At 71.5% G+C, this 9,767-nt stretch carries 8 protein-coding genes and 1 tRNA gene; 2 read left to right on the plus strand and 7 right to left on the minus strand.

Annotated features, from left to right (window positions below; translation table 11 throughout):
- Positions 1 to 69: 69 nt before the first annotated feature.
- Positions 70 to 711, plus strand: a complete 642-nt coding sequence (gene ribA, locus ACFWBD_RS37715; RefSeq protein ID WP_385677457.1) for a GTP cyclohydrolase II — start codon at positions 70 to 72, stop codon at positions 709 to 711.
- Here the strand turns inward: ribA and ACFWBD_RS37720 are convergent.
- From ACFWBD_RS37720 to ACFWBD_RS37735, 4 genes are read right to left on the minus strand one after another with little or no spacing between them, the layout of a single operon-like run.
- Positions 689 to 1,444: an NUDIX domain-containing protein gene (locus tag ACFWBD_RS37720; protein WP_385677460.1), complete on the minus strand. Its 756-nt coding sequence runs from the start codon at positions 1,442 to 1,444 to the stop codon at positions 689 to 691. The two genes, ribA and ACFWBD_RS37720, sit on opposite strands and share 23 nt — an antisense overlap.
- Complete coding sequence (locus ACFWBD_RS37725; protein WP_385677484.1) at positions 1,441 to 1,833, minus strand: DUF4406 domain-containing protein; 393 nt, start codon at positions 1,831 to 1,833, stop codon at positions 1,441 to 1,443. The genes ACFWBD_RS37720 and ACFWBD_RS37725 overlap by 4 nt, the downstream gene beginning before the upstream one ends.
- A gap of 31 nt (positions 1,834 to 1,864) precedes the next feature.
- The gene (locus tag ACFWBD_RS37730) at positions 1,865 to 2,680 is read right to left on the minus strand and encodes a DeoR/GlpR family DNA-binding transcription regulator (protein ID WP_385677463.1); all 816 of its coding nucleotides are present in this window, start codon (positions 2,678 to 2,680) and stop codon (positions 1,865 to 1,867) included.
- Positions 2,681 to 2,735: 55 nt separating this feature from the next.
- Positions 2,736 to 3,902 carry a N(5)-(carboxyethyl)ornithine synthase gene (locus tag ACFWBD_RS37735; protein WP_385677466.1) on the minus strand — a complete coding sequence of 389 codons (1,167 nt, stop codon included), beginning with the start codon at positions 3,900 to 3,902 and terminating at the stop codon, positions 2,736 to 2,738.
- A 350-nt stretch (positions 3,903 to 4,252) separates the two neighbouring features.
- Here ACFWBD_RS37735 and ACFWBD_RS37740 point away from each other — a divergent pair, with 350 nt between their 5' ends.
- Entirely contained in the window at positions 4,253 to 4,612 is a 360-nt protein-coding gene (locus ACFWBD_RS37740) for a hypothetical protein (protein ID WP_385677469.1), read from the plus strand.
- Positions 4,613 to 4,738: 126 nt separating this feature from the next.
- On the opposite strand, the gene ACFWBD_RS37745 is transcribed toward ACFWBD_RS37740, so the two are convergent.
- The 3 genes from ACFWBD_RS37745 to ACFWBD_RS37755 form a co-directional block, all read right to left on the minus strand.
- Positions 4,739 to 4,811 (minus strand) — tRNA-Lys (locus ACFWBD_RS37745).
- A 100-nt stretch (positions 4,812 to 4,911) separates the two neighbouring features.
- Positions 4,912 to 6,465 (minus strand): amino acid permease, encoded by a 1,554-nt coding sequence (locus tag ACFWBD_RS37750; RefSeq protein WP_385677472.1) that lies wholly within the window; start codon positions 6,463 to 6,465, stop codon positions 4,912 to 4,914.
- A gap of 48 nt (positions 6,466 to 6,513) precedes the next feature.
- A complete protein-coding gene (locus ACFWBD_RS37755; protein ID WP_385677475.1) occupies positions 6,514 to 9,582 on the minus strand; it encodes an FG-GAP repeat domain-containing protein in 3,069 nt (1,022 codons plus the stop codon).
- Positions 9,583 to 9,767: the final 185 nt, after the last annotated feature.

A 9,767-nucleotide genomic window follows, 5' to 3' on the forward strand; every position in this document is an offset into this window, starting at 1 on the left:
TGCTTCAAATCTGAAGCACAAAGCGGCCCGGTGCCGCCTTGCCACCGTCCTCCGGACCCGGGAGACCGCATGCCCGACACCCCCTCCGCCACCCCACGCGCCCGCGTCCGGGTACCGCTGCGCTTCCCCGACGGCTACTCCGTCGACGCCGAACTGGTCACCTTCCACGGACTCGCCGACGGCCAGGAACACATCGCCGTCGTCCTCGGCGAGCCGGCGCCCGGGGCCACCCCCCTGGTCCGGCTGCACTCCGAGTGCCTGACCGGTGACGTCTTCGGCTCCGCCCGCTGCGACTGCGGGCCGCAACTGCGCGAGGCGGTCGAGCGCATAGCCGGGACCGGCGGTGTCCTGCTCTACCTCCGCCAGGAGGGCCGCGGCATCGGCCTCTACAACAAGCTCGACGCGTACGCCCTCCAGGACCAGGGCCTGGACACCTACGAGGCCAACGCCGCGCTCGGCCTGCCCGAGGACGACCGCGACTACACGGCCGCCGCCCAGATGCTGCGCGCCCTGGGCATCACGAGCCTGGACCTGCTGTCCAACAACCCCGACAAGGCAGGCCAGTTGCGCGACCTGGGCATCGACGTCCACGACCGGGTCCCGACGGGCGTCTTCACGACCCCGCACAACGTCCGCTACCTGCGCGCGAAGGTCCTCCAGACGCAGCACACGCTGCCCCTGGCCGACCTCACCGGGCTGAGCGTGAGCTGACCGCCGACGGCCCGAACGGACCGTCCAGCGCGGCCCACTGGAGCAGCATGATGGTCTTCGCGTCGGCGATCGCGCCGGTGCGGACGAGGTCGAGGGCCTCCGTGAAGGGGAGTTCGACGACGGCGATGTCCTCGCCCTCGGCCGCCACGCCCGCCGTGCCGGCTCCGGGGACGGAGGCGTCGTAGGGGGCGGCGAAGAAGCTGAGGCGCTCGGTGACCGAACCGGGGCTCATGAACGCGTCGAAGACATGCTCGACGTCGTGCACCGCCCGTCCGGTCTCCTCGGCCGCCTCGCGGCGGATCGCCTCGCGCGGGTCGTCGCCGTCCAGGAGTCCGGCGGCGGCCTCCAGCAGCATGCCGTCCGGATGTCCGTTGACGTACGCGGGCAGCCGGAACTGCCGGGTGAGCAGGACGGTACGGCGCTCGGGGTCGTAGAGCAGGATCGTGGCGCCGTCGCCCCTGTCGTACGTCTCGCGCCGTTCGCGGCTCCAGTGGCCGTCGCTGTGCCGGTAGTCGAAGGTGGTGCGGCGCAGGACGGACCAGTCGCAGGCGAGGACCTCGACGTCGAGGACGCGGACCCGGTCGTTGCCCGTGAGATCGCGCCCGTGGCGGTCGAGTCCGGTACGGCCGCGGGGGTCCGGGACGTCGATGCCGGGGGTGCCGGGGGCGGGGCGGGACGGGGCGTCGTGGGAGCCGGACGCGGGGGCGGGCGAGGTGGCGACGTGCTCGGTCATCGGCGGCCTTCGGGGAGGGTGGCAGCGGCATCGGCGGTATGGGCGTAGGGGATGTCGGCGAGGTCGGCGTGGACCGGCTTGCCCTGGGCGCGGGCCCGCTCGGTCATCCGGTCGGCGCCCTCCGAAGGACCGCCGATGCGCAGGACCGCGTCGCAGCGGTCCAGCAGGCGTTCGGCGACGGGGTGGAAGAGCTCGTCGAAGAGCGGGTCGCCGGGGGCGGCGCCGCCCGCGGTCTCCAGCAGGGGCAGCGCGAGCGCCTCGCCGGTGACGGGCAGATGCCCGGCGCGGAACAGGTCGAGGGCGGCCTCGTTCATGGCCCTCACATTGGCCGCGAGCTTCGCGGGGTCGTCGCCGGTGCCCGAACGGTACGGGCCGGCGACCAGGATCATCAGCGGTTTCACGGGGTCTCCTGGGACGGGTTCAGGCCAGCTGGGTCTCGACGCCCGCCTCGCGCAGGGCGTCCAGGGTCTGCGGGCCGCCGGGATGGGTGGCGGGGTCCGCCGCGGCTGCGTCGGTGACGAAGGAGTGCACGGCGTCGAGCGGGGCGACCTGGCTGAACGCGCGGACGCCCAGCTTGGTCGCGTCGGCGACGGCGACCGTACGGGCCGCCTGACCGAGCCCCGCCTGCTTGACGGCCGCGTCCTCGAGGGAGAACTCCGACCAGCCGTGTACGGCGTGCACCCCGCCGATCGACATCACGAACACGTCGAAGGCCAGGGACTCGAGGGTGCGCAGGGCCAGCGGCCCGACGAGGGACCGCTCGCCCGGGCGGGACCGGCCGCCGACGACCAGCAGGTCGATGCCGGGCCGGTCGGCCAGCCGCAGCGCCGCCTGGAGACTGAGTACGGCGACGGTCAACGGGCCCCGCGCGGCGAGGTGTTCGGCCACGTGCACGGTCGTGGTACCGGCGTCCAGCAGCACCCGTGACCCCGGCTCGACGAGTGCGGCGACGGCAGCGCCGAGCCGGTCCTTCGTCGCCGCCTGCCACGCCTGGCGGGCCTCGAAGCCGCCGCCCTCCTCGCGCGGGCGCCCGGCGACGGCCCCGCCGTGCACCCGCCGCACCAGCCCCTGCCGCTCCAGTACGTCCAGGTCTCTGCGCACGGTCATCTCCGAGACGCCGAGCCGCTGAGCGAGCTCGGCGACGGAGACCCGCGCCTGGGCCCGGCCATGCCCGTGGTCCTGGCCGTGTCCCTGCACGAGCCGAAGGGTCAGGTCGAGACGGTCCGCCACATCCATGACGGCATTTCTACCATGGCGATGTTCGAATGAACATCGGCATGTTCACCAAGACCTACGCGCTCGGCGGAGCCACCGGGACCTCGGGAGCGTGCGGATAGGCGGCCGACCGGTGCTGGAAGGAGAGGATCTTCGGGTTCTGGACGACGCCGTCCCGGATCTCGATGGCCTTCCTGACCGTGGTGTCGGAGTCCCATGCCGCGGGGCCGCTCATGACCTTGCGCAGGTAGGGAAGGAGCGCCTCGCTGATCTCCCAGGTGGCGGAGTTCCACAGGTGGGACGGGCTGTGATCCACCCCGTAGTACTGGCAGCCCGGCCCCACCTCGTGCATGGGCTCACCGAAGGTGGTCGGGTGGGCCCACTCGAAGCCCATGCCCTCGTCACAGGCGACGTCGACGAAGAAGGTCCCCGGCCGGAAGTGCGCGAGTTCGCGTTCCGTGACGAACATGAGCGGGGCGTCGGTGTCCTGCAGGACGCAGTTGACGATGATGTCGAACCCGGCCAGGTACTCCGCGAGCGGCATGGAACCGGCCGCGGTGACGGCTCGCAGGCGCTTGGGATCGTCCTCCTGCTCCTCGAAGTGGCTCATGACGACCGAGGGCATCGGCGAGGCCACCGCCGCGGCGGCGCGCTGGGTGAGCACCGTGACGTCGGTGACCCCCATGGCGCCCAGACCCGTGACCGCTCCCCGCGCCGTGGCGCCGAAGCTGATGACCGCCGCGCGCAGGCGGCGCCCGTAGCTGCCGGTCAGCCCGCCGAGCTGGAGGGCGTGCAGCACCGAGCAGTAGCCGGCGAGCTCGTTGTTCTTGTGGAACACGTGGACGCTGAAGGCGCCCGTGGAAGTCCAGTGGTTCATGGCCTCCCAGGCGATCAGGGTCAGCCGTCGGTCGATGCCGATCTGGGTCATCTTCTCGTCCTGCACGCAGTGCGGCCATCCCCACAGCACCTGGCCCTCGCGCAGCTCGGCGACGTCGTCGTGCGTCGGTTTGGGCAGCAGCACGATGTCGCACTCGGCGAGGAGCTGCTCGCGGGAGCGCAGGCCGGCCACGAGGGGCCGCAGCGCGTCGTCGGCGACGCCGAACCGTCGGCCGTAGCCCTGTTCGAGGAAGATCCGCTCGCGCACGTCCGGGGCGATCCGGTCGAGGTGGCGGGGGTGCAGCGGGAGACGGAACTCGTTCTCCTTGCGGGAGGAGGCGAGTACTCCGAGGCTCATCAGGCTCATGTGGGGCGGCTCATTTCCGACCGGACACGATGTGTACCGGCATTGCCGTTCCCCGAGGGCGACGCCGAAACGGATGACGGCGTGCGAGGTGCGCTCGGTACCGCCACGGTACTCCCGCCCAGGTCACGGAGGGCACGCCGCTCATTTGAGCCCGAAGGGTCCGCAAGGTACGCAGGTCCAGGGGCTCCTGCGGCGGATCCGGCGGGGTCGGGCGGTATCCGGCGGGGTCGGGCGGGATCCGGCGGTGGATCCGGCGGCAGGCTCCACAACGCCGTTTCCCCCGCCGCCCACCGCCCCCGGGCACCCCCTTCGGCCCACCTCGGACCGGCCGGTGCATAGAATCCGATCTCATGCCGAAGCCTGACGAGCTGATCGTTGACATCGCCGCCCTTGTGGAGGCGGAACAGAGCAATCAGATGCCCCTCACCGTGGTCACCGGTGGTGCGGTCATCACCGGTCGACTGGCTCCCGAATCCATGTGGAGGCAGAGGGTGTCGGAGGTGCTGACGAACTCCGCCCACCTCGGCGAGTTCTCCGCCGTCTTCGAGACCTCCGCGAAGAGGGACGGGCCGCCCACCCATCTGCACTTCCATGTCGCCCGGATTCTGCAGGGCACGGTGGGCATCCCGGAGACGGGCGGGATGTACCGCGTCGCGATCGAGGACGTCAGCGCCTGGACCATCGGCGACTTCAGCTACTCGGACCACTGACCCGCCGGCCCGCCCGGACAGCGGCTCACGCACCGGACCGGAAACGGAAACAGCGCCCGGGTCGACCGAAGTCGACCCGGGCGCTGCACCGCAGGCCGAAAGGGGGTGTCCCCCGCCTGCAACCGGTAGGCCCTGTGGGACTCGAACCCACAACCAATGGATTAAAAGTCCACTGCTCTGCCAATTGAGCTAAGGGCCCAGGCGATGTTGCCTCCCCGAGCATAGCCGGACGCGGCCGTGTCTCCGATCGGGTATCGGAGACACGGGCGCGCCGGTCGACGCGAAGCGATCGAGATCGGTCACTGCTCGGGCAGTTCGGCGGGCGCCCCCGCCCGTGACGCCTCGCGGGCGATGGTCCGTTCGTGCTCGGGGTTGAGGAACCAGTTCCGGGCGGAGACCTGCCACCACACCCCGGCGAAGCCCAGCACGACGAGGACGGCGACCGGGGCGTAGTTGAAGGTCTCCCAGGTGACCGGGGAGACCTGGGGCAGCATGAACAGGACGGTGATGACGGCCACCCACGCCACCGACACCACGCCGATCGCCTTCGACCAGCGGCCCAGGTGCCACGGCCCTCGCGCGAAGGCGTCACCCTTGCGGATGCGCAGCAGGGTCGGGATGACGTAGGCGATGTAGAGGCCGATGACGGCGATCGAGGTGACGGCCGCGTACGCGGTCACGTTGATCAGGTACGGCAGGCCCAGCACCAGCGCCCCGCCGGCCGCCAGCCAGACCGCCGCGACGGGCGTGCGGGTGCGCGGGCTGACCGTGTGCCAGATGCGCGAGTACGGCAGCGCGCCGTCCCTCGAGAAGGCGTAGATCATGCGGCTGTTGGCGGTCACCGACGCCATCCCGCAGAACAGCTGGGCGCCGATCACCACGAGCAGCAGCAGCTTGCCGGCGGTCGCGCCGAGCGCGTCGAGCAGGATCTGGGCGGGCGGCGCGCCGGTCGGGGAGGCGAGCGCGGCGTCGTAGGACTGGATGGCGTACGTGAAGCCGAGCAGCAGCACGAAGCCCGCGATCCACGAGGTCCAGATGGACTGCACGATGCCCTTGGGACCGGCGGTCGACGCGTCGTGCGTCTCCTCGGTCATATGGGCGGAGGCGTCGTAGCCGGTGAAGGTGTACTGGGCCATCAGCAGGCCGAGCAGGACGACGTACACCCCGCTGCCCCAGCCGGTGTTGTTGACGAACTCGCCGAACACGAAGGACGTCGACCGGTGCTTGTCGGGGACGAAGGCGAGCGCCCCGACGATGACGCCCACGCCCAGCACGTGCCACCACACGCTCACGCTGTTGAGGAGGGCGACGATCCGCACCCCGAAGGTGTTCAGCAGGCCGTGCAGCACCAGGATCCCGGCGAAGAGCAGGACGGTCCGGCCGGGGGTCACCTCGAAGTCGAACTGGAGGTTCAGATAGGCGCCGAGGAAGGACGCGGCGCCGAAGTCGATGCCCGCCGTCACCGCCACCTGGCCGAGCACGTTGAACCAGCCCGTGAACCAGGCCCAGGCCGCCGCCGAGCGCGGGGGAGCCAGCTGGGCCGCCCAGAAGTACAGGCCCGCCGACGTCGGGTACGCCGAACAGATCTCGGCCATGGACAGGCCGACGAACAGGGTCATCAGTCCCACGGCGACCCAGCCCCAGGTGATCACCGCCGGGCCGCCCGTGTTCATGCCGAACAGGTACAGCGTCAGGCAGCCCGACAGGACCGAGATGATCGTGAAGGAGACCGCGTAGTTGGAGAACGCCGACATGCGGCGGGCGAGGACCTGGGTGTAACCGAGCTGGGCCAGCCGCTCTTCGTCCGAGAGTTTCCCGGGAGCCGGCCGGCCCGCTGTGCCGTCATCTGTCATGCCCCCAGCAATTCCCTTGCCGAGGGCGTGACACACGTCACAACTTGGCTAGAAAATGCCCTTGTAGTTCTGCCAGCCGGCGCCGATCTTGACCCGCGCCCCGAACGTGCCCGTCCCGGTGCCGGGCAGCCGGTACAGCCCGCCCGCGGTGTCCCGCACCACGAGGTCCGCCTTCCCGTCCCCCGTGATGTCCCCGGCCCCGGCGACCGCGTTGTACGAGGCCCCCCAGTTCGCGAACAGCTTCACCCTCGCCGTGAAGGTCCCCTTGCCCGTCCCGAGGCAGCGGTACAGGTTGTTCGACTTGTCCTGGGCGATCAGGTCACCGATGCCGTCACCGTTGAGGTCACCGACACCGATGATCTTCTTGTACGTCTTCCAGTTGTCGTAGAGCTTCACGGGCGCCGCCAGCTTCCCGGCGGCCGTCCCCTTGTAGAGGTAGACCCTGCCGGTCGACGGGTTGCGGGCGATCAGGTCGGGGCGGCCGTCCTTGGTGACGTCACCCGGCGAGGTCAGGACGTCGAACTGGGTCCAGCCGCTGGTCCCGACCGTCGTGTAGGGCGCCGCGGGCGACAGCGCGGCACCGCAGCCCGTCCGGTACAGCCGCAGCGCCCCGCCGGCGAGCCGCACGAGAACGTCGTTGCAGCGGTCGCCGCTCAGGTCGCCGATCGGCACCGCCTTGATGTCCTTCGGCCAGCCCGCACCGCTCACCTGCCCCGAGAACGTGCCCTTGCCCGTGCCCTGTTGGTAGGTCAGCGTGCCCGGCCGGGGGACGGTGAGCAGGTCTCCGACGCCGTCCGGCTTCGTCGCCGTACCCACGTAGTCGTGGAACACGGGGTTGCCGCGCACCATCCGGACGGTGCCCCGCGTCTGCAAGGGGGCGCCGACGCCGTCCGCGGGCGTGACCGAGAGCGTCCAGTCGTAGGAGCCGTTGGGCAGGAACGCCCCGGCCGTGATGCTGGTGCTCCACGGGACCTTCAGTTCGCCGCGCAGGGGGCCGCCGTAGGTGCCGCCGACCACCTTGCCGGTCGCCTTGTCACGCACGGTCAGGGTCCAGCCCGCGGCCGGCTTCGACAGCAGCACGTCGGTGAGGACGGGCGACGTCGTCGGGGATACCTCCGTGGCGCTCTGTGCCGCGTCCAGGAGGCTCAGCGGCTGCTGCGGCACGCCGGACGGGACGAGGTGCACGCGCTCCTGGCCGTCGACGTAGGCGGCGTTCCCGCCGGACTCGTCGACCGTCCAGCGCACGTCCCGCTGCGAGACGCCCGTGTCGGGCAGGTCACCGATGACCCGGCCGGAGGGGGTGCCGTCCGCGACCGTCGTCAGCGTCAGCTTCCCGGCCTGCCTGTCGTGGGTGACGACGTACCCGTCGCCGAGCTCGGCCTCGTCGGCCGGCACCGGCACGGACCTCTTCGCCGTGCGGTCGTAGACGCCCGCCCGGCCCTCGCACGTCCAGTACAGCCACCGGCCCAGCGCCTGGAGTTCGTTGGGCGTGCAGCCCGCGTCGGTGACGAGGGTCTCGGTCGTCTTCCTGGCCGTCAGGTCGTACGCGGTGACACTGCCCGGGGCCGTGCCGGTCGTCCACAGGATGTTCCCGGACAGCGCGGCCGGCCCGGGGGTGCGGGTGACGACGGGAGCGGCGTCGATGCTGTCGATCCGGTACACGTACTGCTCACCGGGGCCCGTGTAGAGCAGATAGCGGCCCGACACGTCGGTGATCCGCCCGTCCTTGGGCAGCCCGGTGCGCTCCCGGACGCCGCCGTCGTCCGGCCCGTGGACCTTGATCCGTTCGGTGCCCGGGTCGTGCGTGAGCCAGGCGATACGGCCGTCGGCCGTGCCCCGGAGCTGGGCGCAGGCCACGTCCGTGGCGGCACAGGTGGCCATGGGGACGTCGGTGGTGAACGCGCTGCTCCCACCGAACGAGGGGGTGCCGGACGCGGCGACGGTCCGTACCCGGTCCGTGAGTACCCCGGTGCCGTAGTGGTCCAGGACGACGAGCCGCCCCTGGGCCAGGGACAGGCTCTGGATCGTCCGCGGCGGCTTGGGCAGGACTTTGACCAGCGTGACGACGGGCGGGCCGCCGTCCACGCCGGGAGTGATGCGCTGAATGCCCCGCTCGCCGGCGCCGGTACCGACCTTCACGGCCGTGCCACCGGGACCGACCGCGGTTCCGTACGCCGAGCTCCGCAGCAGGGTCACCGGTTCGCCGCCCTCGAGGGGCTGCGCGGTCGTCGAGTACATCCCGTTGACCAGCCAGTCGCCCACGACGGCCAGGCTGAACGTGGCGTTCGGCCCGTCGCTGACGCCCTTCAGCGCGACCTCGGCGGGGGTTCCCGACAGATCGCGCGGGAACACCAGGACCGTGGCCTTGTCCGGGGCGGCTACGACGACATGTCCGCCGCCCAGCTCCACCTTGCTGTACGCCACCGGGAGCGCCCCGCTCCAGCCGCGCACCTCCCCGGTCGTCCGGTCCACGGCGGCAAGCCCCGTCTGCCCGTCCACGCCGGCCCGGAAGTACAGCGTCTCCGCGTCCGCGCCGGCGGCCTGCCCCAGCCTGATGCCCGCCGGACCGCCCGTGACCTCCAGGTCTCCCGTGGTCCCGTCCGCCTGTGGCGTCAGCAGGTGCAGGATCCGGTCGGCCGTGCCGTCGGCGCCGGTCACGCTCTCGTAGGCGATCGTCAGATTGTCGTAGGACGTGAGGTACCCGAGTCCGGCCGGGATCGTCAGGGCGCGCCTGCCGCCGTCGGCCACGTCCCAGAAGTCGACCCGTCCGTCGGCGTGCTTGTACGCCAGGACATCGGTACCGGTCGGCATCGGCACCGTCCCCGCGGGCGACGCCGACACGTTCACCGACTCGCCGTCCGCGTAACGCGTCCACAGCAGGGCGGCGCTGCCCTCCAGAGTGTGGAACACACCCTGCGCCCCGGCGGAGTCGTGACCACTGTGGGTGGACGACGACCGGAACGTCGCCGTCAGGTTGAAGTCCCGCGGCTCAGCCGGCACCACCGTCTCCTGCGGTGTGTCCGCGACCGCCGTGGACGGCAGCAACGGGGTCAGCCCTGCCGCCAGGACGGCGGAGGCGGCGACAAGACGCAGACGTGCGGAGCCATGGCGAGCCAAGAGGGTCCCTCCCCGGGAACAGGCCGGAGACGGATCGGATCGGACGCCTCTCCGGCGTCCGCGGCCCCCCGGCCTTCACATCCGTCTCACAAGTCGGCTGATCCTACAGTCGCCCCACAGCCCCGGGGAAAGGGGTTACCCGGAGACGCGAGAACGCCGTGGCCCCCACCGATGTTCGGTGGGGG

Origin of the sequence: Streptomyces sp. NPDC060002, assembly GCF_042737245.1 — a bacterium.
Lineage (GTDB): Bacteria > Actinomycetota > Actinomycetes > Streptomycetales > Streptomycetaceae > Streptomyces.

Coding starts and splice junctions, on each gene's coding strand:
- ribA (WP_385677457.1), top strand. CDS start 70: ATGCCCGACACCCCCTCCGCCACCCCACGCGCCCGCGTCCGGGTACCG.
- ACFWBD_RS37720 (WP_385677460.1), bottom strand. CDS start 1,444: ATGACCGAGCACGTCGCCACCTCGCCCGCCCCCGCGTCCGGCTCCCAC.
- ACFWBD_RS37725 (WP_385677484.1), bottom strand. CDS start 1,833: ATGATCCTGGTCGCCGGCCCGTACCGTTCGGGCACCGGCGACGACCCC.
- ACFWBD_RS37730 (WP_385677463.1), bottom strand. CDS start 2,680: ATGGATGTGGCGGACCGTCTCGACCTGACCCTTCGGCTCGTGCAGGGA.
- ACFWBD_RS37735 (WP_385677466.1), bottom strand. CDS start 3,902: ATGAGCCTGATGAGCCTCGGAGTACTCGCCTCCTCCCGCAAGGAGAAC.
- ACFWBD_RS37740 (WP_385677469.1), top strand. CDS start 4,253: ATGCCGAAGCCTGACGAGCTGATCGTTGACATCGCCGCCCTTGTGGAG.
- ACFWBD_RS37750 (WP_385677472.1), bottom strand. CDS start 6,465: ATGACAGATGACGGCACAGCGGGCCGGCCGGCTCCCGGGAAACTCTCG.